This window comes from Flavobacterium davisii (assembly GCF_042182265.1).
GTDB lineage: Bacteria > Bacteroidota > Bacteroidia > Flavobacteriales > Flavobacteriaceae > Flavobacterium > Flavobacterium davisii.
The window spans coordinates 1,747,254-1,772,395 of record NZ_CP097869.1; the positions used below are offsets into that span (position 1 = coordinate 1,747,254).

Sequence of the window (25,142 nt, forward strand, 5' to 3'; positions counted from 1 at the left end):
AAAAATATGATAAATAAATTAACAATAATTTTCATTTTATGTGCTTGTTGTAAAATGAATGCACAACAAATAAAATATGTATCAAGAGATACGATATTAAATATTTTTAAAAATAATAATGTCTATGATGCAATAGATAAAATAAGGGATCAAATTAGTTACGAAAGAGGAGATTTAGATTACAAAAGCCTCTATTTTGACAAAGAAATAAAAACTTATTTCTTAAAAAGTTTAGATAGAAATTCTCGTTGTCAATATGAATTAGAGAATAAAAATAGAGAATATATAAAATTATTAGATGATAAAAAAAGACTTGAATATGAAGTTGAGAGTTATTTGTACAGAAAAAAAAGAAGCAAGCAAATAGATTCTATTTTAAAATCTGAAAAATTAATATTAAAATTAAAAGACAGTGTAATTGCAGATAGAATTTTGTTGTATAAAAATGGAAGAGACTGTAAAGGGGCTATCCCTAATTTATATTTAATAACAAAAATAAAATATCCTGAAGCATATGATAGTATAAAAAAATGGAGTAAAGAACTACTCGAATGGAATTTTACAGAAGAATTATTAGCGTTTAACGATCCTGATGCAGTCAATTTATTTAATGAAAAAGTAAATAATTATGTCAAAACAAATGGCAAAAACGAATCATTTAGAGATTACCATAATATAGTAAGCTATATTAACACTTCAAGTATAAATAATAAATTATATGATTTATTATTAGTGAATAGGCAAGAAGTTATTATGAGTGAACACGTATTTAATGCTGATGGGACATTTGCTAAAAGTAATAGTATTTATACCTCTCCGAACTTTGATTTTGCAGGAAAAGTATTTTATCTGGTTGATAAATATAAACTTCCTTATGAATTAATAAAAAATGAGTTCGATAAGGTAGCGAAAAGCAACGACATTTCTATTAAAGATAAATTTGTTAAAAAAAATATTAAAATTCTAAAAAAGATAGTAATCGAAGGTTGCTCAAAAATGGAAAAAGAAGAAGAATACTGGATGGTCAATATGCCTTTTTATAAAAAGAAATTGTGAATTCAAAAAATAAAATATTATTTTTTTTAATATTCCTATTTCAATTCCTATCAGCTCAAGAATATTCGATTAAAAACGAGGTTACCTTTGTAATTACTACTGTCACTGTTAACCCCAATGGCGATATTATTGTAGGCGGAGCCAATGGAGAACAAATAACCATACCTGGTGGGAGTAATACGGTGATTATAGGCGGAAACGGACAAATATATAACGTAGATAGCCAAGGTAACGCAACAGGTCCATTTGTGCCAGCTCCGGGGGGTGCTACAACTGCGCAAAATACTGATGGAGTCGCTTCAAATGGACAAGCATCGTAGTTTACTGCTCAAGGGGTTAGTGTGCGTTTTGAACCTATCAGTAGCACAAAATATGCTTGGGATACCGCTCCTACTACCCCTGCAGCGGGTACTGCTACCACGAGTTTTACCTGCGGATTGAATCCTACTATTGCTATAGCGAACCAAACCCCTATAAACAACCTTATCGTTTCAGAAACGTTTACAGCTGGAGATTTTCCTGTAAAAATATTGGAATTATCAGGTAATAATCCATACACTGGCAAAGGCTATATTATAGTACTTTATTTGGCCGATACTAAAATTGCGGTTGCGTTTAATAACATTACGGTTAATACCAATTACCAATTGATAAAAGGTGTGGTGGAAACAACGTATAATCCTGAAGCGCCGAATGTGGTGGAGCAGGATCCTTTGATTGTAGAGGTGTTTGGACCGCAAGGAGGAGGTCAAGATGTAGGAGTAGTTAGTGTAAACGAATCAGAAACAAGTGGAACTACAACAGAAGTAAACTCTGGAAACAATATTAGTAGTTCCTCAAATGTAGGTAACATAAGCACGACTGGGGAGAACCAGTCAAGCAACAGTAATACAAATTCAGAAGGTACTACAAATGAAACTTCAAATCCTACCAATGAGACAGCTTCAGGAAATACAAATCAAAATAGTACAGGAACAAATGTAACGGGGAAAGATTATTACATAGAATACGAAGACAAAAAATATTATACAGGAGGGAAAATAAAAATTCCATACAAGAGGAGTATGTATGAAACTTTCGAGATGAAAAATTTAGAAAAAGGGACAAAAGTAAATTTTACTATTCATGAACCTGGAAAAGAGACGTTATGGAGAGGATATGATGCTACAACAGCCAAACAAAGTTTACCAATTGAGGATAACACCCCGAATTTAATTAATTTGTTGAAATTTGATCTTGTAGCAAATGCTTTTGAATTAGAGAAAAAACCAAGTGTAAGAATAGAGATTGAGAAAACATTAAAACCATTTGTTTTTACAAAACTAGAAGCTATTGATTTATCAAATACAAAAAGAATAGCAGGTGAAGGGGAAACTTTATATTATGTAAATAAACCTACTGTTACAACTGAAGTTAAAAATACAGAATTTAGAATTACTAATACACCCAACTTGATGATAAATGAAATTCCTATTGAAAATGTTAAATGGAAACTTAATAATATTGATTACACTAGTGGTAAGGGAATTTTAAGTTTTTCAAAATATATAAATGAAAAGAAAGATGTAAAGGTAACAGCGATTACTGGGTTTCCAAACTCTAGTAGTAAAGATGTTAATGTGAAGTGGATAAACGAAAACAGAGGAGATGCAAGTTTTATGCCTCCAGCTGTTAGTAGTCAAATAACCCAGTTTAATGATAAATTATTACTTCCTTTCAAAAAAGTATCTGATAAAATTAATGATTTCTTTGGAACAGATAAATTTAAAATTGAAATTAAACCATTAAAAATAAAAGGAGAAAATTATAATGATATTGATTTAAATTCAAGACATTATTTTAAAGTTCTTAAAGGGAGTATCAACGGAGGTTTGTCTCTAAAAGGTGAATTCTTGGGTTATCCACCTTTTCTAAAAATTCTTAATATTGAAGATGTATCAAAAGTCGGAGTTTTTGCTTCGCCGAAAGTTGAAGTTAATTTAATTGGTGGTTCTTTGAAAAAAACAGTTGGCGAAACAAATAATGTCTTCAATGATGAATTTTATTTTGAAGGAAATTTAAAAGGATGTCTTGAATTGGGGCTTAAAGCAGAACTATTAGTCGCCAAAGATTTAGTTGATTTTTCTGTAAATGGTTTTGGAGAAGGCTGTGGTTCTGGAAAAGTTGTATATGATATAACCAGTAATGAGTTTAAAGGAGGTTTTTACTTTGACCCCATAAAATTAGGAGTCAAAGCCAAAATAAAATCAAAAGGAGGCATTAGTTTTACGTTAGTTGATGTAGATAAAACTTGGGCTATAACTGACAAGATTACTTTATATGAATAAAAAATAATAGTTTAAAATATGCTGACAAAAAAAATGATTCGAATTATAAGTATTCCTTTTTTTTTATTTTCATTACTTGGTATTTTTCCTGTTTTTTTTAGTTTAACTACTATAATAAGAGATCGAGATTTATTAATAAATTATAATGAATACCAAAAAAAATATGTCTTAATTGATTCTATTATCTGCACTGATAACGAGGGTACTAATTCGAGTTGGGTTTATGGCTTTTCTAAAGAATTAAATAATTATAAAACTAAAATCTATTTTGGATCAATTAAGGATGATGATCTTAGTGAAAAAATCGAAACATCAAAAAAAGGGTATATTTATAAGTATGTTTGGTATAGATATTGTACCACCAAAGCTTATCTTGGAGAAAAATCACAAATCAAATATCCAATTAAATCTCATTTATTTAATATTTTAAGACTCCCCGTTTTGTGGGTAGTTTCATTATTAATATGCTACATTTTTATAGAAATAGAAAAAAAAGAAAAAAAATTAAACCTAAGATAATAAAATGAAGAGAAAAATATCCATTAGCCTTTTTACTTTACTTCTTTTTTTCCAAAACACTTATTGTCAGGAAAAATCTAACCGAATCTATTCTTTTAATTTAACTGAAATTTATTTTTATAAATACAAACCTGAATTTATAATAAAAGCTACAAAGGATTTTAAAAATATAAAAAATGAGTTTCCAGAGGAATTAATCCAATCAATTCTATCATGTTCGAATGAAGAATGGGAAATTTTCAACACATTGGGAGGTCGGCAAAAAGCAGACATAAATGATCAATCCCACTATGATAGAGTAAAGAAAATGAACGTTGATAAAAATTATTTTGAATTAAAACATAAACTTGAATTTGAAATAGATGGAATACCTACTGCAATTGTGAAATTTTATTTTATAACTCAAGAAAGTCCTAAACCTCAAGCAGGTATTACTGTGATGCAAAAATATGCTGGAAGATGGTATAAAACTTCGATGAAAATGGTTTCTAATTTGGCTATGACAGCATTAAGATTGAAAACTGATGAGTTAGAAAAAATTATTTTAGAAAAGAATGAATCACCTCAATTGCAAGAACTCAATAAAAGAGTATTTATAAAAGGAAAATTAGATTTTAATAAATTAAATCAAGAAATAGACTCTTGGTATATTGATAAATCAATTAATAATTTAAATAAAAAAGATTACTTCAAAGATCCTTATTCAATTTTATAAAAATATACAATGAAAAAAATAATATTTATAGCGATTCTGAATTTTACTCTACTTAACTATTCTCAAAATAATTTGCGAGAATTAAAAGGAATTAAGACTAATTCAATTGGTACATTCCAATTTTCAGAAGCTTCGTATTATGACTATTTAATAAATTCTTCTAATGTAACTGACTCACTTTATGTAAAGGTTGATTATTTGAATTCACCAGAGGGATTATTGACTCAAAAATTTGATAATTTATTATCCATTAACAAGGACAGTATTGTAAATAAAATTTCTGTATTCTCTAAAATCAGTCTTGAATATAATCAAGAAATATATTGTTTTATTAAATTTAGAAGTATTCAACATAAATCCATTTCCAAAAACCAAATATTCATTTCCAAAAAAGAATCAAATGTATGGAAAGAATATATCGAAACAAGTAAAATTATAGAGCATTTAAAAGTAATTTTTTTATTAAAGGAAAAAGCCTTTTCTCAATTTGAAATAAAAGATAATAATCCTAAATACCCTGAAATAAACAAACTCAAGCCATTGGTAAGAGATGCAGATGGTACTTTAAATCTTTATAAGCTGTCAAAAATTATTGAAGAAAACAAATCTACTCTTTCCAAATATTTAGATGAATAAACACCTCATTATACTTTTCATTTTCCTGAGTCATTTATTAATGGCTCAGGAAAATTTGAATAAAAAAGAGGTTACCTTTTTAATTACCACAATCACCATAAACCCCAATGGCGATATTATTGTAGGCGGAGCCAATGGAGAACAAATAACCATACCAGGAGGGAGTAATACGGTGATTATAGGCGGAAACGGACAAATATATAACGTAGATAGTCACGGTAACGCAACAGGGCCATTTGTGGCCCCATATTTCAATAAGCTGTAAAATTTATTTTTTCTAATACGTAATCTGGGTTTAATGATCAATATTTCAAAAAAAGAAAACCTATTGGGTCTGCTACATGTCAAGAAATGAAGGCATTAAATATAGGTTAAGTTTTTGTAAATCTGTTTTTTGTGTGATTTGTTCTCCTAATTTTGTCTTATAAACAAATAGAAAAAGAAATCATGAAAAAATTAATCAATGTATTAGTAATTGTTTCGATTTTATTAAGTTCGGAATTAATAATGGCGAAATCAAGTAAAGTAGATGAAGATTTGCCAAGAGCGACAAAAGTGATAATAGAAGTAACAAAAAACGCATTAAAAGATATTGAAGTAGAAAAGGAAAGCACCGCTTATGTGCTTTTTACAGTGAATTCGGATAATGAATTAATCGTGTTAGATGTTAAGAATTCCGATAAAAACATACGACAAACCATAAAATTAGCTCTCAATTCAAAACCTGTAGCAGAAGCTGGTTTAATAGCAGGAAAAGTCTACAGTGTAATTATTAGATTAAAACAATAATACAAAAAAGGCAACCCAATTGATAATATCCTTAACCCAGATTCCGCATTAGACTTCGTTGTAAAACAAAAAATTTCAATAAATTCAAGTGCTCACGAAAAATTTTAGAAGATGAAATAGCCCATTATCTTGATCAATAAAATTAGAGTACATGCCTGAATTAGAAGAAAAATAAAGTGGAATAGATTTACTTCGTCTATTCGCTACGCTCGGGTCTAATGCGAATTAGGGTTTAAATGACTACAAAAAAAAGTATTTTTTAGAAGCCAAGCTTTTTTATTTGGAATAAAATTTTAGCGGATAATCCAAGCCAAAAATGAATTAATACTTATATACGATAGCATTAATGTTCATTCCAGCGCCTACCGATGCAAAAATAATGACATCACCCTTATTAATCTCTTGATTTTTGATTGCTCCTTTAATAATTAGATTAAATAGGGTAGGGACAGTTGCGACGCTAGAATTACCTAATTTATGAATACTCATAGGCATAATGTCTACTGGAGGCGTTTGTTTGTATAATTTATAAAAACGATGAATGATCGCTTCATCCATTTTTTCATTAGCTTGATGAATTAATATTTTCTTTACCTCATTAATAGCTAGACCACTTTTATCCAAACATTCTTTCATGGCCTTTGGCACATTGTTTAAGGCAAATTCATAAATTTTTCGTCCGTGCATTTTAATGTAACGAACATTCGGATCGTGCTCTTTATTAAAAGAATTGCCAAAAAATAAATAATACGCCTCATCGTAAGTAAAGCTTGCCGATTCATGCGCTAAAATACCCCCCTCATCTTTTGATGATTCAATAATGGTAGCACCAGCACCATCCGAATAAATCATGCTATCCCGATCATGTAAATCAACAACGCGCGATAAAGTTTCAGCCCCAATAACCAAACATTTTTTGGCCATTCCTGCTTGAATAAATGCTTTTGCTTGAATGACACCTTCTATCCAGCCAGGACAACCAAAAAGCATGTCATAAGCTACACATTTAGGATTTTTAATACGTAAATTATGTTTTACACGAGTTGCCAAACTAGGCAAAATATCAGTTTGTATTGCACCCTCTTTTACATTGCCAAAATTATGAGCAAATATAATATAATCCAACGTCTCGGGATCTATAGTAGCATCTTCTATAGCCCGTTTAGCCGCTATGGTGCCAATGTCAGAAGTTAATAAATTATTTGTAACGTACCTGCGTTCTTCAATTCCAGTAATGTCATGAAATTTTTCTGCAATGGTTTCGTTAGGTAGAGGAAAAGGCGTGCCATCGTCATTTAAAAAAACATGTTTAGCAAAATCCAGATTGCTTACAATTTCAGTAGGGATATAGCTTCCTGTACCAGTTATCTTAATATTCATTTTGTATTGGGTTTTGAAAACGACTAATTTAGCGAAACAAATCGTTCAATACGAGGTAAATTTTACTTATATCCTCTTTTTGTAAAGTATGTAAATAAATAGCTTTTAAATTATGTTTTTGTATGAATAGTTTAAATAAATCCTTTTATTTAAAAATAGCATCTAATAAATTAACAAAATGAGAGAGCCAGTTTTTTGAAAAATGGAGATATCATAAAGCCTCTTTTTAAAAAATAAAAGAAAAAAAAGAAGTAGCCAAAAAAAACAAGTAATTTTTAAAATTTGAAACAAGACCCCAAGCGGTCCCATAACCATTAAAAAATGATTTTTTGAGGAAGATCACCGAATAAATTTTTATAGTAAATAAATCACCCTTCACTCTTCACTCTTCACCATTGCCTATTGCCTATTGCCTATTGCCTCTTCACTCTTCACCTTTCACTCTTGCCTCTTGCCTATTGCCTATTGCCTCTTCACTCTTCACTCTTCACTCTTCACCCTTCACTCTTCACCCTTCACTTTTCACTCTTGCCTATTGCCTATTGCCTCTTGCCTCTTCACCATTACCTTCTCCCTAAAAAGAATTAAACCCAACGCGAATTAACAAAAAACTCACCGAAGTAGCTGCTTTTATAACAGGAGTTAAAGCGCACAAGGCAACCTTACCATAGGCAAATGAGCGAGTCAGCAATGGCACTCTTTTTTGTATCCAAATACAATAAGATACTAAAAACTATCATGCGGTAATTGTAATAGTAGTTTTTTATAGTTAGTTTTGAAAAAAAATACCGTCTACACCTTAAATAATGAAACTAACTGATATACTTAAAGATACCAATTACAAACTAACCCAATTTTCACAAGATAAAATTTCAAAACTAGAAAATTCAATCTATCTCGAAAAAGACAAAAAAGGAACTGCCATTCCCTATATTGATTGTTTGGTTAGAAACAAAAAAATAAAATTAACCCCCGAGGAAGTAGTTAGACAATTATATCTTTTGGTTTTAAATCAAGATTACGACTATCCGTTTGAAAGAATGGAACTAGAATACGCCGTTAGTTTTGGTCGTGAAAAAAAGAGAGCCGATATCGTTATTTTTGATAAGCAAAACTCAACGTCCATATACATAATGGTTGAACTCAAAAAACCAAAACTCAAAGACGGTAAAGAACAACTAAAATCCTATTGTAATGCTACAGGTGCCCCTATAGGAATTTGGAGCAATGGCGATAGTATATCATTTTATAACAGAAGAGACCCCAATTATTTTAAAGACATCCCTGAAATTCCCAACGCATCCCAAAAATTAACCGATGTATTAACCGAACGATGGACGATTGACGACTTAATTGAAAAAGACAAATTAGTAAACGAGCGTAAATCATTAAAAGATTTAATTCTGGAAATGGAGGACGAAGTACTAGCAAATGCCGGAGTAGATGTTTTTGAAGAACTCTTTCAATTAATTTTTACCAAGTTATACGACGAGTTAGAAAGTACCCGAAATAAAACCAGAACACTAGAATTTAGAAACTACGGAGAAACCGAAACCGAACTCAAAAACAAAATTCAAACCTTGTTTGAAAAAGCAAAAGCAAAATGGGAAGGTGTTTTTTCTGAAAGCTCTAAAATTAGTTTAACCCCCTCACATTTGGCTATTTGTGTCTCTTCATTAGAAAGCATCAAATTGTTTAATTCCAACTTAGATGTCGTTGATGAAGCCTTTGAATATTTAATAAACAAAAGTAGTAAAGGCGAAAAAGGCCAGTATTTTACACCCCGATATGTCATTGATATGTGTGTAAAAATGCTAGACCCCAAGGCAGAAGAAACCGTTATAGATACCGCTGCGGGTAGTTGTGGTTTTCCTGTACACGCCATTTTTCACGTATGGGAAAAACAACTCAAAGAACGAGGACTCAATAAAAGTCATTTATTTACAGCCGAAGAAAAACTACCCGAACAAAAAGATTATGTTCGAAACAACGTATTTGCAATTGACTTTGACGAAAAAGCCGTTCGCGTTTCGAGAACCTTAAATCTAATTGCAGGCGATGGACAAACCAATGTTTTGCACCTAAACACGCTAGATTTTGAACGTTGGGACGATTATTACAATGATAAAAATTGGGATGAAGTATATGGCAATGGTTGGAAAAATTTAAGAAAACTATTAAAAGACAATAAAGTAAAAACCGAAACTTTTGAAGAAGAAAAAAACGGCAAAATATATGTAAAAGAAAAACAAATATACAACTGCCACGATTTTCAGTTTGATGTCTTGATGGCCAACCCACCCTTTGCCGGCGATATAAAAGAAACTCGTATCATATCTAAATACGAATTAGGCAAAAAACCCACAGGGAAATATCAAAATGCCGTAGGTAGAGACATTTTATTTATTGAAAGAAACCTAGACTTCCTTAAGCCAGGCGGACGAATGGCCGTCGTATTACCACAAGGGCGTTTTAATAACAGTAGCGACAAACACATACGTGATTTTATAGCCGAACGATGCCGAATTTTAGCGGTAGTAGGCTTGCATGGCAACGTGTTTAAACCCCATACAGGCACCAAAACCTCCGTATTGTTTATACAAAAATGGGACGATACCTTATGCCCAAAAGTAGAAGATTACCCTATTTTTTTTGCTACCATGCAAGAACCCAGTAAAGACAACAGTGGCGAAAAAATATTTGTAAAGAAAAAAGATTTCCCTAATACAAAAACAAGTAACAATACAACAGTTAATGAAGTAGCCGAACCTGTTGATCATTACAATGAATTACCACAAAATCTAGAAGAATTTTTATTAGACTCACACGGGCACCTAATAGTTAAACACGATTTATTTAACCACGACGAACGAACCCAAGACGGTATAGCCGAAGCTTTTATAGAATTTGCTAAAAAAGAAAAACTGTCTTTTGTGGGAAAGTAACTAGCCGTTTCAACCAAACCAGATATTTGGAATTGTTGGAACGGCTTGAGACTAAAGAAGTAAATTTTAGTGAAGTTTTTAATAACAAAGATTTTAGAGTTGATACAGACTTTTGGACAAAAGAACCAAAACTGAACCCCAAATTAAAATATGATTTAATCGGAAATTGTTTGATTAATGCGCAATATGGGATTTCATTGTCAATGAATGAAGATAACAAAGGTTATCCAATCTATAGGATGAATGAAATTCATAATATGCTTTGTGATTTTGAAGTTAACAAATATGCAGATATTACATCTTCCGAATTGGAAACTTTCAAATTAAATAATGGTGATGTGTTATTTAATAGAACAAATTCTTATGAATGGGTAGGAAGAACGGGGATTTATTACAAACAAGATGATAGAGACTTTATATTTGCTTCATACTTAGTTAGATTTATTCCTAATCAAAATAAAATTTTACCCGAATATTTATCTGCATTTCTAAATTCAAAAATTGGAGTATGGGATGTAAAAAGGCGTTCAAGACAATCTATTAATCAGACCAATGTCAATCCTGAAGAAGTAAAACAAATAAAAATTCCTTTATTAGGGATGCTATTTCAAAATAAAATTAGAGATAATTTTGTTTTAGCATCAGGTAAATTAAGAAAATCAATAGAACTCTACACCCAAGCCGAAACCCTATTATTACAAGAAATTGGTTTTGATGAGGCTAAGGGTTATGAATCCTGCGGTCACGAGGAACCTTTGGAACCACAATCCGGCGCTCATAATGTAAACATGAAGGGCATAGCTTCCAATCCTGATAAAATGACAACTTCTATGGTAGCGAAGACGGGAATCGAACCCAATGTAAATGTGAAATCTTTTAAGGAAAGTTTTGGCATTACAGGCAGGTTAGATGCCGAGTATTACCAAAAGAAGTATGAACAATATGAAGAATTAGTGACTAAAAACAAAAAAGGATATTCTTATATTAAAAATGAATTTGAGCTCATAAAAACTATAGCTAAAAAAGATAAGTTAGGATATAATTATATTGAGATTGGAGATGTAAATGTTGGAGATGGATTATGTTCGTTCAATTATATTTTATCAGAAGACTTGCCAGCAAATGCAAAAACCATTGTCAAAAAGGGTGATATTTTGATTTCTAATGTTCGACCATATCGAGGAGCAGTTACGATTATAGATTTTGAAATAGATGATTTAATTGTTAGTGGAGCATTTACAGTCTTGAGAGAAAAAGAAAACACAAAATTTTCAAACGAAGTATTGAAAGTACTTTTGAGAACTAGTACATATAAAGATTGGCTTTTGAAATTTAATGTTGGCACTTCATATCCTGTTATTAAAGATGAGGATGTATTAAATTTACCCATTCCATTTATTTCAGAAGACACAAAAAAAAATATAACAAAAAAAATACAGGAATCTCAAAATCTCAAAAAACAAAGTGAGCAACTACTAGAAATAGCAAAAAAAGCCGTAGAAATAGCCATTGAAGAAAATGAAGAGGTAGCGATGGCGTTTATCAATACCAATACAATTTAAACCAATGCAAGAAGCAATCATAAAGGCTTTCTGTCTTGCAATGACTAAACACACAGTCATGCGAGAAGGCAAGACAAAGTAATGACACTATTGCTACGTAACAACAAAGGAATCTAAATAACAAAAACAAATAAAAAATGAATCTTTACAACCTTAATAAAACCAAACTAACCCAACTAAAAGAAAACCCTTTTAAATTAGAACGAGATATTCAACATCTTTTTGAAGAAAACCTAACCTTACTAACAGGTTTAGAGTTTGTCAAAAGCGAATTTACTATAAAAGGCAAACGGATTGATACCCTAGCTTACGACCCACAAGCAGAATCATTCATCATTATCGAATACAAACGCGATAAAAATGCAAGCGTAGTCGATCAAGGCTTTACCTATTTAAGCTTGATGCTCGAAAACAAAGCAGATTTTGTACTGACCTATAATGAAACGTTAAACAAAAACTTACATAGTAGCAAAGTAGAATGGTCACAAACACGCGTAGTTTTTGTATCGCCCAGTTTTACCGAAAATCAACGATTGGCCACAAATTTTAAAGACATAGCAATCGAGCTATGGGAAATAAAACGTTTTCAGAACGATATTATCAGCATTAACCCTATTAAAAAAACAAGATCAGCCGAAAGCATCAAACCTGTTACCCAACAAAACGAAAAAATAAAATCCGTTACAGCCGAAATTAAAGTGTATACCGAAGAAGACCATTTGGGCAATGCTTCAGATGAGGTTATAGAATTATATGAAACCTATAAAAACGCCATCTTAAACCTTGCCGATGAAATAGAAGTGGCTCCCAAAAAACTATATATCGCCTTTAAAAAAGATAAAAACATAACCGATGTAGTTGTTCTTAAAAAAGGATTGAAGTTTTTTATCAATCTTAAAAAAGGACAATTAGAAGATGCAAAAGGATTAGCAAAAGATGTTTCAGAAACAGGCCATTGGGGCAATGGTGATTATGAATTAACCGTTACCGACACTTCCGACTTAGAGTATATAATGAGTTTAATAAAACAAGTAATTTAAAGCCAGATTCCGTATTAGACTTTGTTATGAAACAAAAAAATCGAATAAAATCAAGTATTCACAGAGAATTTTAGAAAATGAAATAGTCAACTATTTTAAAAAGTAAAATGGGAGTACGTGCTTGAATTGGAAGGAAAATAAAATAAAAATTTAGTACAAATAAAGAAGAACCTTATATCTAATAAAAGGTTCTTTTTTTATGGCATTAGGGCAGGAGTAAAAGTGGACAATCTTATCATTTACAAAATAGGAGCGAAATCATACCATGTAAACTTAGAATTTTCTTTTTAAACCCAGATTCCGCATTAGACTTCGTTGTGAAACAAAATTTCTCAATAAATTCAAGTGCTCACGGAAAATTTTAGAAGAAGAAATAATGAACTATTTTGATGATTAAAAATGGAGTACCTGCTTGAATTGGAAGAAAAATAAAGTAGAATAGATTTACTTCGTCTATTCGCTACGCTCGGGTCTAATGCGTAATCTGGGTTGAAAAATAGTACCTCTACAAAAACAACAAAAATAAGTGTTCGTTCTCGATGCGCTTCGCACTCAATGTCATTAAGTTAAGCCTCTCGTTTCATCCCGACGGAAGGAGAAATCACATAAAGTAAACAACACAGCAGGCTCAAAAATTGAATTAGATTAAGCGACTCCTCCTTGCGTCGGAGTGACAAACAGAAGGGTGATTTATTCAAGAAAATTTTCATAATCTTGTCATTTCGACATAAGGAGAAATCACATAAAGTAAACAACACAGCAGGCTCAAAAATTGAATTAGATAATGCGACTCCTCCTTGCGTCGGAGTGACAAACAGAACGGTGATTTATTCAAGAAAATTTTCATAATCTTGTCATTTCGACGTAAGGAGAAATCACATAAAGTAAACAACACAGCACGCTCAAAAAATGAATTAGATTAAGCGACTCCTCCTTGCGTCGGAGTGACAAACAGAAGGGTGATTTATTCAAGAAAATTTTCATAATCTTGTCATTTAGACGTAAGGAGAAATCACATAAAGTAAACAACACAGCAGGCTCAAAAATTGAATTAGATTAAGCGACTCCTCCTTGCGTCGGAGTGACAAACAGAAGGGTGATTTATTCAAGAAAATTTTCATAATCTTGTCATTTCGACATAAGGAGAAATCACATAAAGGAAACAACACAGCAGGCTCAAAAATTGAATTAGATTAAGCGACTCCTCCTTGCGTCGGAGTGACAAACAGAAGGGTGATTTATTCAAGAAAATTTTCATAATCTTGTCATTTCGACATAAGGAGAAATCACATAAAGTAAACAACACAGCAGGCTCAAAAATTGAATTAGATTAAGCGACTCCTCCTTGCGTCGGAGTGACAAACAGAAGGGTGATTTATTCAAGAAAATTTTCATAATCTTGTCATTTCGACATAAGGAGAAATCACCGCTCGTGCGCGAATCCTTTCGCGTTCGTTTGTCAGTAATGAAATATCTAAGAGAAGCTGAAATCAAATATTCAACAAAGTGAAACGAATTTAGCTAGACAGATAAAAAATTAAAAAAAGAAACTATCCCATAAAATGTGTAAGTCAAAAAATAAAGGCTCAGATTGAATGTCTGAGCTTTTTTCATATAACCACTCATTTTAAACAGATTATTAGACTGTTTTAGATTCTTTTAGATTCTAATTATACCTTCTGAGGTTCTAATTAATCCCTTTTAGATTATAATTAATCCCTTTTAGGTTCTAATTATACCTTCTGAGATTATAATTATACCTTCTGAGGTTCTAATTAATCCCTTTTAGATTATAATTAATCCCTTTTAGGTTCTAATTAATCCCTTTTAGATTATAATTATACCTTCTGAGATTCTAATTAATCCCTTTTAGATTATAATTAATCCCTTTTAGGTTCTAATTATACCTTCTGAGGTTCTAATTAATCCCTTTTAGATTATAATTATACCTTCTGAGATTCTAATTAATCCATTTTAGATTATAATTAATCCCTTTTTGATTATAATTATAGCCTCTGAGGTTCTAATTATACCATTTTAGTTTTGAAATTACCTAAACCAAAACTCACTACAGAATATACGAATCAAGAGATATTACACGATATTATTACAGTAAATTTGAACCTTAAATGATATTACTTCGTCTATTCGCTACGCTCGGGTCTAATGCGTAATCTGGGTTTAAAAATAGTACCTCTACAAAAACAACAAAAATGAATGTTGGTTCTCGATGCGCTTCGCACTCAATGTCATTAAGTTAAGCCTCTCGTTTCATCCCGACGTAAGGAGAAATCACATAAAGTAAACAACACAGCAGGCTCAAAAATTGAATTAGATTAAGCGACTCCTCCTTGCGTCGGAGTGACAAAAGAAGGGTGATTTATTCAAGAAAATTTTCATAATCTTGTCATTTCGACATAAGGAGAAATCACATAAAGTAAACAACACAGCAGGCTCAAAAATTGAATTAGATTAAGCGACTCCTCCTTGCGTCGGAGTGACAAACAGAAGGGTGATTTATTCAAGAAAATTTTCATAATCTTGTCATTTCGACGTAAGTAGAAATCACATAAAGTAAACAACACAGCAGGCTCAAAAATTGAATTAGATTAAGCGACTCCTCCTTGCGTCGGAGTGACAAACAGAACGGTGATTTATTCAAGAAAATTTTCATAATCTTGTCATTTCGACGTAAGGATAAATCACATAATCTCTTTAAAATCATCAATATAACAAAGTGATTGTTGAATTAAATTTCCTTAACTTAATGACATTGGCTTCGCGCTCAAACTAGCGGTGATTTCAATTATAGACTCAACCCGCTGTTCGAGTTGTTTTTAAAATGAAAAAAACGTATCGAGAACATTACTTTTTATTTAAGTTTAAATGGTATCATATACTAATAATGAAACGTTTCCCTTGGGGCAAAGAGCCAAATGACGACTAGATTACGGCTTTTGCTCCCTATCCACAAAAAAAATCCTTCCTTTTTTTGTCTTTTCATCTCGCCCATGAAGTTTAACCCAAATTATGCGGTAGAAATTTATTCCAAACAAAGAAGAACTCTAAATCTAAAAAACGTACTTTTTTATTAAATTAGGGCTGTCTTAAAAGTTCACAATTTTGTCATTTATTACCCCTTTACTATTGCCTCTTCACTATTGCCTCTTCACTATTGCCTATTGCCTATAGCCTCTTGCCTAATCTGTATGTTTTTTAATCTCTAACACGTAATCAGGGTTTAAAAGAAAAATTTTTATAAAATAACACAAATAAAAAATGTCCCACATATTATGTAGGACATTTTTGTTTATATCGGTTAAACGATTTTTAGCAAGTTCAGCAAACTAACTTTCCATATACGCCTCAATAGGCGCACAAGAACACACCAAGTTTCTGTCGCCATACGCATCATCTACACGACGAACAGAAGGCCAGAATTTATTATCTGCAATATATTCTAGCGGATAAGCCGCTTTTTCTCTAGAGTAAGGTAATTCCCAAGTATCAGCCGTTAACATAGCCAATGTATGCGGGGCGTTTTTCAATGGGTTGTTAGAATCTTCTGCCGTAGCTTCAGCAATTTCTTTTCGGATTGCGATTAAAGCATCACAAAAACGATCCAATTCTGCTAAATCTTCCGATTCGGTTGGTTCGACCATCAAAGTACCCGCCACCGGAAAAGATACAGTAGGCGCGTGAAAACCATAATCCATTAAACGTTTAGCTATATCACCTACTTCAATACCTTGTTGTTTGAAAGCGCGACAATCTAAAATCATTTCGTGTGCAGCACGTCCCATTTCCCCAGAGTATAATACTGGGTAATGTTCTTCTAAGCGTGCTTTCATATAGTTCGCATTTAAGATAGCGTGTTGCGTAGCCTCTTTTAAGCCTTCTGCACCTAACATCGTGATGTAACCGTAAGAGATTAAACATACTAAAGCCGAACCATAAGGCGCAGCCGATATAGCCGAAATAGCATGTTTACCACCAGTAGCTACCACAGGATTAGTAGGTAAAAAGTCAACTAATTTTTCGTTAACACAAATTGGCCCTACACCAGGACCACCGCCACCGTGAGGGATAGCAAATGTTTTGTGTAAGTTTAAGTGACATACATCCGCCCCAATAGTAGCAGGGTTTGTTAAGCCTACTTGCGCATTCATATTGGCACCATCCATATATACTAATCCGCCGTTTTCGTGAATTAGGTTTGTGATTTCAATAATCGTTGATTCATAAACCCCGTGTGTCGAAGGATACGTAACCATCAAACACGACAAATTAGCAGCGTGTTCAATTGCCCTAGCTCTTAAATCCTCCACATCAATGTTACCTTCAGGTGTGGTTTTTGTTACAATAATTTTCATACCCGCCATAGCAGCAGATGCTGGGTTCGTACCGTGAGCAGAAGAAGGAATTAAACACACATTTCTGTGTCCTTCGCCACGTGATTCATGATACGCACGAATAGCCATTAATCCAGCATATTCTCCTTGAGCACCAGAGTTAGGTTGTAATGACGTGCCTTTAAAACCTGTGATAACATTTAACTGTTCCTCTAATTTTTTAAGCATAGTTAAATATCCTTGAACTTGGTCGGCAGGGGCAAATGGGTGAATGTTATTCCAGTTGCTTTGGCTTAATGGTAACATTTCAGCAGCAGCATTCAATTTCATCGTACAAGAACCTAACGAAATCATAGAATGATTTAACGATAAATCTTTGCGCTCTAATTTTTTGATATAACGCATCAACTGACTTTCAGAGTGATGATTGTTAAATACATCGTGCTCTAAGAAAGTAGACGTTCTAATTAAGTTAGCAGGAATATGAGTTTCAGTAGCTAATTCCGTAATATGTATAGCTGATTTTCCAGCCGCTTCTGCAAAAATGGCAATAATGGTGTTAATATCAGCAATAGACGTTGTTTCGTTAAAAGAAACACTTACACAATCTTTATTCGGATAAAAGAAATTGAATTCGTTTCTCTCTGCAATCTCTTTTACCTTCTCGGCATCTGCTTTTACCAAAAGGGTATCAAAGAAAGAAGAATTTACTTGATTAATATCCAAAGAAGCCAATGCTTTAGCAGTCGTTACTGCCGAAGCGTGCACTTTGTTCGCAATATATTGCAACCCTTTAGGGCCGTGGTAAACCGCATACATACCCGCCATAACAGCAAGTAGTACTTGAGCTGTACAGATATTTGAAGTAGCTTTTTCACGTTTAATATGTTGCTCACGAGTACCCAATGCCATACGAAGGGCACGGTTTCCGTTTACATCTATAGATACACCAATAATTCTACCCGGCATAGAGCGTTTGTATTCCTCTTTTGTAGCAAAAAATCCAGCGTGAGGACCACCATACCCCATAGGGATTCCAAAACGTTGTGTCGTACCCACTACCACAGAAGCCCCTAACTCACCTGGAGAAGTTAGTTTGGCTAACGATAAAATATCAGCAGAAACAGCTACCTTAATTTCATTTTCAGTAGCTTTAGCTATAAATTGTGAATAGTCGTATACCTGACCATACTGACCAGGGTATTGTACGATTGCTCCAAAAAAGTCGGAAGAAAAAGTAAAAGTGTCATGATTACCAACCACTAGTTCTATACCTATAGGGGTGGCCCTAGTTTGTAATATAGATAAAGTTTGAGGTAATATTTCTTCAGAAACGAAGAACTTGTTTGAATTGTTTTTCTTTTGATCACGTGTGCGAACGTCAAAAAGTAACGCCATTGCTTCAGCCGCAGCTGTACCTTCATCTAATAAAGAAGCATTGGCAATTTCCATTCCAGTCAATTCGATAACCATAGTTTGGAAATTCAATAAAGCTTCTAATCTACCTTGAGCAATTTCGGCCTGATAAGGTGTATAAGCAGTGTACCATCCGGGGTTTTCAAAAATGTTTCGTTGGATAACAGGAGGAACGATTGCGGGGTGATAGCCCATGCCAATGTATGATTTGAAAACTTTATTTTTAGCACCTAACTGTGTTATATGAGTCAAGTACTCATATTCCGTCATTGCGGGGTCAAGCTTTATGTCTTCTTTTAAACGAATTCCATCTGGAAAAGTTTCGTACAATAATTGGTCAATATTTTTTGCACCAATCGTTTTAAACATGTGTGAAAGGTCTTCTTCTCTTGGACCAATGTGTCTTAAAGCAAATGTATCTGTTCTCATTCAATCAAAAAATAATGTGTTGTTTTGAGTGCCTCAAAATTACTACTATTTAACTAACATTTAGAGGTGTTTAACGAAATTAATTTTTATGTGATATTTTTATACATTAAATCGCTTACATTTACGTTTGCTAATCTAAATAAATAATTTTTGAGAATAATGAAATTATCTAGACTACTTGTTTTGTTTTTCGTGCTTTTGTTTCAGTTTTCGTGTTCTAAAAAAGCATCTGATTTTAATTCTAATTTTGGACTGTTTAAAGGATATATTAATGCTTTTACATCAGGGTTTGTTTCCGTCAAATCGGATATTCGAGTGCAGTTAGCTTTTCATAATTCAACTTGGAAAGTTAATCAAGAATTGGATAGTGATTTGTTTGATATTTCTCCAAGCGTAAGGGGAAAAGTAGTTGCCCTTTCCTCCAATACAATAGCTTTTGTTCCAAAAGATAAATTAGATCAAAATACATTGTACGAAGTGACTTTAAATCTAGAAAAAATAAAATCGGTTCCTAAAGAATTAGAAGAATTCAAATTCTCTTTCAAAACTATCAAACAAGATTTTATTGTGAAGACAGATGAGTTGCAATCTTCAGATAAAGAAACGTATTATCTAATAGGTACAGTAAAGACTGCCGATGTAGCGGATTTTGACGATATAGAAGATTTGTTAGAATGCTCACAAGAAGGAGATGATTTAGAAATTACTTTTGATAAAGACGAAAGCACCAATACTGAATTTAAATACCGAGTAGAAGGTATTAAGCGTTTTGACCAAGCTAGTGAAATAGCATTGGAATGGGATGGTGATGCAATAGAAGCAGAAAACGAAGGAAAATCTAAATTAGCAATTCCCGCAAAAAATGATTTTAAAGTAATGCGTGTTGAAGTAGGAGATGAAAACAACCAATCATTACTAATAAATTTTTCAGACCCCTTAAAAAAAGACCAAGATTTTAGCGGATTAATAAATATTCAAAATACAAAGGGCGTAAAGTATGCAGTAACAGGAAATATTTTAAAAGTATTTTTTAACAACAACAAACCCGAAAAAGAAGAAGTAATCATAGCAGCACCTGTTGAAAAAGAAACAATAACCGTTGTAGAAACGGAAGATACCACCGCAACAGCTATTGACTCAACTGTAGCAACAGTACAAGCAGTAGACTCCATAACAACTGTTCCAGTATCAAATGAGAGCGATGAATCGTATGAAGAAGAAACAGCAGAAGAAGAAGAAACGCCAAAAGAAACGTTAAGCGGATCACGATTAGTTGAAATTTTTCAAGGAATTAAGAATATTTATGGAGACGAACTAAAAGAAAATTATGCAAAAACAATTGATTTTGAATCCATAAAGCCAGCTGTTCGACTAATTAAAAATGGGACTATTTTGCCAAGTTCTAACCATTTACAAATCCATTTTGAAGCGGCTAATTTGAAAAAAGTAAACGTGAAAATTTATAAAATATATGAAAACAATATCTTACAGTTCTTACAAGATAATGAATTGAACGGTAACAGAAACCTTAAAAAAGTAAGCCAACCAGTTGCCAAAACCACCCTTGAATTAAAACAAAATGAACTTTTAGATTATAGTAAATGGAATACTTATGCTCTTGATTTATCCAAAATGATAGCATCAGAACCAGGCTGTATCTATAGAGTAGAATTTTCATTCAAAAAGAGAGACGCATTGTATAAATGTTCAGGAGATAATGAGGAAATAATAGAAGAAGAAGAAGAGGTAGAAGAAGATGATGTAAACTATAGTGGAGAAGATTATGATTACTATTATGAAGAAGACTACGAATGGTTACAAAGTCAAGATCCATGCACAGATTATTATTACAACAACACAAAAGTATCAACAAATGTTTTAGCTACCGATTTAGGCGTTATAGCTAAAAGAGGAAATAATAAAAGTATAACAATAGCAGTAAGTGATATTGTATCAACAGATCCTGTAGGAGGTGCAACCGTAGATTTATACACTTACCAACAACAAAAAATAGCCACTTCAACAACCGATGGCAGCGGAATAGCCAAATTTGACTTAAAGAAATTTGCTTATTTTGCTATAGTAAAACAAGGAAAAAGCACAACGTATGTTAAATTAGATGATGAACTGTCTTTATCATTAAGTAATTTTGATGTAGCAGGAGAATCGTTACAAAAAGGATTAAAAGGTTATCTTTATGGCGAAAGAGGCGTTTGGCGTCCTGGTGATTCTATTCATCTATCATTTATCTTAAATGATAATGCAAATAAAATACCCGTAAATCATCCCCTAAAATTTAGATTCAATGATCCAGCAGGTAAAACTATTTATCAATATATTCATAAGACCAATGAAGATCATCATTACCGTTTTGATATAGCAACCAATACGGATGCTCCAACAGGAAACTGGGAAGCCAAAGTAAATGTAGGAGGAGCCAATTTTTATAAGAGTATAAAAATTGAAACAATTAAACCGAATAGATTAAAAATTAAAAATAGTTTTAATCAAAAAGTTCTTTCAGCTACAAGAAAAAATCATAACACAATTAAAGTTACTTGGATGCACGGCGCTATTGCCAAAGATCTAAAAACCGAAGTACAAGCCAAGTTTACTCAACAAACCACAACTTTTGAAGGATATTCTAATTATGTTTTTGATGATCCTACTCGTGCTTTTTCTACAGAAGAAGTAAATGTGTATGCAGGAAAAGTTAATCAAAATGGTGTAGCAAGTTTTTCTATAGATCCTAATTTGAAAGGACAAGCACCCGGCATGTTAAATGCAGCTTTTATTACAAAAGTCTATGAAAATGGAGGTGATGTAAGTACCGATGTGAGCGCAGTGAAATATTCTCCTTATCCTACGTATGTGGGTATAAAAACACCCGAGCCTAATAAATATGGTTTGTTAGAAACAGGCAAAAAGAATCGTTATGAATTTATAACACTAAACGAGAAAGGCCAACCTAAATCGGTAAGAGGACTAGAGATAAAAGTTTATAAAATTGATTCCAGATGGTGGTGGGACGAATCGTCTGATAATTTGTCAAATTATAGTACAGGCACATCTACAACACCGTATGATACTTTTCGAATTAATACAGATAGTGCTGGGCGAGGTAATGTAGCCTTTTCTGTACCAGAAGACGAATGGGGACGCTATCTAATTAGAGCTATAGACCCTAACGATGGTCATGCGACTGGTAATACAGTGTTTTTAGATTATCCTTATTGGTCGGAACGTTCTAAAAATTCGGATGGTAAAGAAGCTACTATGTTACGTTTTTCAACCAATAAAAAAGAGTACAACGTAGGCGAAACAGCCAAAATCTTCTTCCCATCTAGTGAAGGGGGACGAGCGTTGATCTCGATCGAAAATGGTTCTCGAGTGGTAAAAACATTCTGGGAAAAAACAGATAAAGGGGAAACACAAGTAAATCTTGATATTACTAGTGATATGGCTCCTAATGTTTATATTAACATAACGATGCTGCGTCCGCACGCTTCGACCAAAAATGATGCGCCTATTCGTATGTACGGACTCGTACCTATAAGTGTGGTTGATAAAGAAACGATTTTGAAGCCTAAAATTGAAATGCCAGAAGTCTTAAAGCCTGAAAGTACCGTAAATGTTAAGGTTAGTGAAGAAAATGGTAAGGATATGACCTATACGATTGCGGTGGTTGATGAGGGTCTTTTAGATTTAACCCGATTTAAAACGCCCAACGCTTGGGATAGTTTCTATACCCGTGAAGCTTTAGGTGTTCGTACTTGGGATATTTATGATAATGTAATAGGAGCTTATGGTGGTCGTATCAATCAGATTTTTAGTATAGGTGGTGATGCCGAAAAAGGCGGAGCAAATGCTAAAAAGGCAAATCGCTTCAAACCCGTAGTAATGTATTTTGGCCCGTTTAGATTAAGTGGAGGAAGTAAAACGCATACATTCAAACTACCTAAATATATAGGTTCGGTAAAGACTATGATCGTGGCTGCGAATGCCGAAAAAGGAGCCTATGGTATGGCCGAAAAAGTGACGGCAGTGAAAAGTCCGTTAATGGTGTTAGCCTCTTTGCCTAGGAAAATTTCTCCTTCGGAAAAAGTAACGTTACCCGTAACGCTTTTTGCAACAGAAAAGCATATTAAAAATGTTACCGTACAAGTAAAAACAAACAATGCAGTCAAATTGACGAGTCCAGCGACACAAAAAGTATATTTCGCAAGTCCGGATGAAAAAATGGCCTATTTCAATTTGAGTGTTGGAAATGTTACAGGTATTGGAAAAGTTCAAGTTATAGCAACTTCTGGAAATGAAAAATCGGTTTATGAGGTCGAAATAGATGTTATGAATCCTAATCCAGTGACTACGCTTACATCAGATGCGCTTATAGGGGGGAATGCTCAAAAAACGATGGATTGGAAATCATTTGGTGTAGCAGGAAGTAATAAGGCGGTTATTGAAATTTCATCTATTCCTACAATCGATTTTGGAAGACGTTTAGATTATCTTATTCAATACCCTCACGGTTGTGTGGAGCAAACGACTTCTTCTGTTTTTCCACAGTTGTATTTGACAGATATTATCGATGTAGATGCAACTAGGAAACAATCTATTCAGCGAAATGTGACCAAAGGGATTGCAAGATTATCCAGTTTTCAGCTTGTTGCAGGGGGTGTAAGTTATTGGGAAGGTGGTACAACGCCAGATGATTGGGGAACGAGTTATGCAGGACATTTTATGCTAGAAGCTGAGAAAAAAGGATATGCCTTACCTGCAAATTTTAAATCAAAATGGATTGCTTACCAACAAAAAATAGCGAAGCAATGGCGAATGGAAAATGATTATAATACCGATTTGAATCAAGCGTATCGTTTATACACTTTGGCACTTGCTGATGCAGCCGATTTAGCTTCGATGAATCGTTTGCGTGAAACAAAAGGTATTTCAAATGAAACTAAACTTCGTTTAGCAGCAACGTATGCGCTTATTCAGCAAACCAGTGCAGCAACGGAATTGTTATTGCATAGTACTATTGACGATACAAATTCAGGGTATTATTATAGTTATGGTTCGGCAGATAGAAATCGAGCCATGACACTAGAGACTTTAGTTTTGATGAATCAAAAACAAAAAGCGTTTAAAACGGCGGTGACCTTAGCTAAAAATCTTTCTTCAGACACTTGGATGAGTACGCAAACGACGGCGTATTCATTGTATGCCATGTCTAAGTTTGCTAAATTTAATGGCGGAAAAGGAATTAATGTACAGTTGACAAATGCTGGTAAAACGGTTGCTATCAATTCTGCAAAGCCTATTGCGCAGCGTACTATTATCACGACAGGAGGTATAGGTAAAGTGACTTTGAAAAATAATAAAAACAATACGTTATTCCTTAGAATTATTAATAGTGGAATACTACCTGTGGGACAAGAAAAAGTAGCTTCTAGTAATGTTACGGCTTCGGTAGTATTTAAAGATAGAAAAGGAAAAGCGATAAATGTTTCTAAAATTGCTCAAGGAACAGAACTTATTGCTGAGGTGGTGCTTAGAAATGGCAAAAACGAATTTGTGCCGAACATAGCACTTACTCAAATTTTGCCTTCTGGATTTGAAATTGTCAATACGCGTTATACTGATTTTGGTAACGCAACAGAAAATCTAGCAGATTATATTGATATCCGTGATGATAGAGCGAATTATTACTTCGGATTAAAATCGGGAGAAACTAGAGTATTCAAAATGCTGATTAATGCTTCCTACTTAGGAAGTTATTATTTGCCAGGTGTACAGTGTGAAGCTATGTATGATAATAGTTTTATGGCTCGTACGAAGGGACAATGGGTGCAAATCGTGAAGTAAAAATTGAATTTAGCACAGTAACACAAAGTCTCACAAAGTTTTTTCACAAAGTTTCACAAAGCTTCGTGAAACTTTGTGTTTCCTTTGTGTAACTCTGTGAAATAAAAAAATCCG

At 33.1% G+C, this 25,142-nt stretch carries 14 protein-coding genes; 12 read left to right on the forward strand and 2 right to left on the reverse strand.

Annotated features, from left to right (window positions below; genetic code table 11):
* Window positions 1-6: 6 nt before the first annotated feature.
* The 8 genes from NAB20_RS07270 (at window position 7) to NAB20_RS07305 (ending at window position 6,042) form a co-directional block, all read left to right on the forward strand.
* Entirely contained in the window at window positions 7-1,056 is a 1,050-nt protein-coding gene (locus tag NAB20_RS07270) for a hypothetical protein (protein WP_375604865.1), read from the forward strand.
* A complete protein-coding gene (locus tag NAB20_RS07275; protein WP_375604866.1) occupies window positions 1,053-1,376 on the forward strand; it encodes a hypothetical protein in 324 nt (107 codons plus the stop codon). Before NAB20_RS07270 ends, NAB20_RS07275 begins: the two co-directional genes overlap by 4 nt.
* A gap of 21 nt (window positions 1,377-1,397) precedes the next feature.
* A complete protein-coding gene (locus NAB20_RS07280) occupies window positions 1,398-3,383 on the forward strand; it encodes a hypothetical protein (protein WP_375604867.1) in 1,986 nt (661 codons plus the stop codon).
* A gap of 18 nt (window positions 3,384-3,401) precedes the next feature.
* Window positions 3,402-3,902 carry a hypothetical protein gene (locus NAB20_RS07285; RefSeq protein ID WP_375604868.1) on the forward strand — a complete coding sequence of 167 codons (501 nt, stop codon included), beginning with the start codon at window positions 3,402-3,404 and terminating at the stop codon, window positions 3,900-3,902.
* Window positions 3,903-3,906: 4 nt separating this feature from the next.
* Window positions 3,907-4,617: a hypothetical protein gene (locus tag NAB20_RS07290; RefSeq protein ID WP_375604869.1), complete on the forward strand. Its 711-nt coding sequence runs from the start codon at window positions 3,907-3,909 to the stop codon at window positions 4,615-4,617.
* 9 nt (window positions 4,618-4,626) lie between these two features.
* On the forward strand, window positions 4,627-5,253 hold the full coding sequence (locus tag NAB20_RS07295; protein ID WP_375604870.1) for a hypothetical protein: 627 nt from the start codon (window positions 4,627-4,629) through the stop codon (window positions 5,251-5,253).
* Window positions 5,246-5,518 (forward strand): hypothetical protein, encoded by a 273-nt coding sequence (locus NAB20_RS07300; RefSeq protein ID WP_375604871.1) that lies wholly within the window; start codon window positions 5,246-5,248, stop codon window positions 5,516-5,518. The genes NAB20_RS07295 and NAB20_RS07300 overlap by 8 nt, the downstream gene beginning before the upstream one ends.
* A 182-nt stretch (window positions 5,519-5,700) precedes the next feature.
* Window positions 5,701-6,042 (forward strand): hypothetical protein, encoded by a 342-nt coding sequence (locus NAB20_RS07305; RefSeq protein WP_127823686.1) that lies wholly within the window; start codon window positions 5,701-5,703, stop codon window positions 6,040-6,042.
* A gap of 321 nt (window positions 6,043-6,363) precedes the next feature.
* Here the strand turns inward: NAB20_RS07305 and NAB20_RS07310 are convergent, their stop codons facing one another.
* Entirely contained in the window at window positions 6,364-7,422 is a 1,059-nt protein-coding gene (locus tag NAB20_RS07310; RefSeq protein WP_105196189.1) for a 3-oxoacyl-ACP synthase III family protein, read from the reverse strand.
* Between the two features lie 806 nt (window positions 7,423-8,228).
* Between NAB20_RS07310 and NAB20_RS07315 the strand changes: the two genes are divergently transcribed.
* The 3 genes from NAB20_RS07315 (at window position 8,229) to NAB20_RS07325 (ending at window position 12,969) form a co-directional block, all read left to right on the forward strand.
* Entirely contained in the window at window positions 8,229-10,367 is a 2,139-nt protein-coding gene (locus NAB20_RS07315; RefSeq protein ID WP_375604872.1) for an N-6 DNA methylase, read from the forward strand.
* Between the two features lie 32 nt (window positions 10,368-10,399).
* On the forward strand, window positions 10,400-11,929 hold the full coding sequence (locus NAB20_RS07320) for a hypothetical protein (RefSeq protein ID WP_375604873.1): 1,530 nt from the start codon (window positions 10,400-10,402) through the stop codon (window positions 11,927-11,929).
* Between the two features lie 137 nt (window positions 11,930-12,066).
* Window positions 12,067-12,969 carry a DUF5655 domain-containing protein gene (locus NAB20_RS07325; protein ID WP_375604874.1) on the forward strand — a complete coding sequence of 301 codons (903 nt, stop codon included), beginning with the start codon at window positions 12,067-12,069 and terminating at the stop codon, window positions 12,967-12,969.
* Between the two features lie 3,347 nt (window positions 12,970-16,316).
* Here NAB20_RS07325 and gcvP read toward each other — a convergent pair.
* Entirely contained in the window at window positions 16,317-19,166 is a 2,850-nt protein-coding gene (gene gcvP, locus NAB20_RS07330) for an aminomethyl-transferring glycine dehydrogenase (RefSeq protein ID WP_105195471.1), read from the reverse strand.
* Window positions 19,167-19,325: 159 nt separating this feature from the next.
* Between gcvP and NAB20_RS07335 the strand changes: the two genes are divergently transcribed.
* Window positions 19,326-25,028, forward strand: a complete 5,703-nt coding sequence (locus tag NAB20_RS07335; RefSeq protein WP_127823690.1) for an alpha-2-macroglobulin — start codon at window positions 19,326-19,328, stop codon at window positions 25,026-25,028.
* Window positions 25,029-25,142: the final 114 nt, after the last annotated feature.

Coding starts and splice junctions, on each gene's coding strand:
- NAB20_RS07270 (WP_375604865.1), top strand. CDS start 7: ATGATAAATAAATTAACAATAATTTTCATTTTATGTGCTTGTTGTAAA.
- NAB20_RS07285 (WP_375604868.1), top strand. CDS start 3,402: ATGCTGACAAAAAAAATGATTCGAATTATAAGTATTCCTTTTTTTTTA.
- NAB20_RS07290 (WP_375604869.1), top strand. CDS start 3,907: ATGAAGAGAAAAATATCCATTAGCCTTTTTACTTTACTTCTTTTTTTC.
- NAB20_RS07295 (WP_375604870.1), top strand. CDS start 4,627: ATGAAAAAAATAATATTTATAGCGATTCTGAATTTTACTCTACTTAAC.
- NAB20_RS07300 (WP_375604871.1), top strand. CDS start 5,246: ATGAATAAACACCTCATTATACTTTTCATTTTCCTGAGTCATTTATTA.
- NAB20_RS07305 (WP_127823686.1), top strand. CDS start 5,701: ATGAAAAAATTAATCAATGTATTAGTAATTGTTTCGATTTTATTAAGT.
- NAB20_RS07310 (WP_105196189.1), bottom strand. CDS start 7,422: ATGAATATTAAGATAACTGGTACAGGAAGCTATATCCCTACTGAAATT.
- NAB20_RS07315 (WP_375604872.1), top strand. CDS start 8,229: ATGAAACTAACTGATATACTTAAAGATACCAATTACAAACTAACCCAA.
- NAB20_RS07325 (WP_375604874.1), top strand. CDS start 12,067: ATGAATCTTTACAACCTTAATAAAACCAAACTAACCCAACTAAAAGAA.
- gcvP (WP_105195471.1), bottom strand. CDS start 19,166: ATGAGAACAGATACATTTGCTTTAAGACACATTGGTCCAAGAGAAGAA.
- NAB20_RS07335 (WP_127823690.1), top strand. CDS start 19,326: ATGAAATTATCTAGACTACTTGTTTTGTTTTTCGTGCTTTTGTTTCAG.